This is a genomic window from Pseudomonas sp. 67(2021) (assembly GCF_017491835.1).
In the GTDB taxonomy this organism is placed as follows: Bacteria; Pseudomonadota; Gammaproteobacteria; order Pseudomonadales; family Pseudomonadaceae; genus Aquipseudomonas; species Aquipseudomonas atacamensis.
The window spans coordinates 1-532 of record NZ_JAFGYL010000064.1; the positions used below are offsets into that span (position 1 = coordinate 1).

The window sequence follows — 532 nt, forward strand, 5'->3', positions numbered from 1 at the left end:
CACCAGCACCAACTGGTTCGGTGGTGGTGGCGGCACATGGATGCACGCTCCTGGGTAAGGCACCAGGAAAAACAGCGTGCTGTTGCCCTTGGCGTCGCTCTCCAGGGGCACCGGGTAGCCGCCCAGGCGAATATCCTTGCCGTTCATGGCAGCCACAGTCTTGGTCGAGTACATCACCGCCGGCAGGCCCTTGCTCTGCTTCAGGCCGCCCTTGTCGGTAAAGGTGCCCATGGCTTCCGGGGAGTTGTGGTCGATTTCAGGCATTTGCTCGAGTGCCTGCTGGTCCGACTTTGGCATCAGCTCCAGCCAGTCGGTTTCAGGCAGTTCGGCATGAGCCAGGGTACTGACCAACAGCAGTGAGGCGAGGAAAAAGGCACGCATGAAAATGCTCGGCAACTCGAATGAATTGCCGGGCATTCTAACCAATATTCAGCGTTTCTTGATGAATCCGTAGATCACCAGGAGGACGACTGCCCCCACCAGCGCGCCAAAGAAGCCCGCGGCCTCTCCGGCCTGATAGATGCCCAGCGCC

2 protein-coding genes are annotated in these 532 nt (G+C 59.8%); both read right to left on the minus strand.

What is annotated here, in order from left to right:
* On the minus strand, positions 1-381 hold a 381-nt coding region (locus tag J5M66_RS26520), incomplete at its 3' end, for a DUF3299 domain-containing protein (RefSeq protein ID WP_207817532.1).
* Between the two features lie 48 nt (positions 382-429).
* A partial coding sequence (locus J5M66_RS26525; RefSeq protein WP_207817533.1) for a GlsB/YeaQ/YmgE family stress response membrane protein occupies positions 430-532 on the minus strand: 103 nt, incomplete at its 5' end.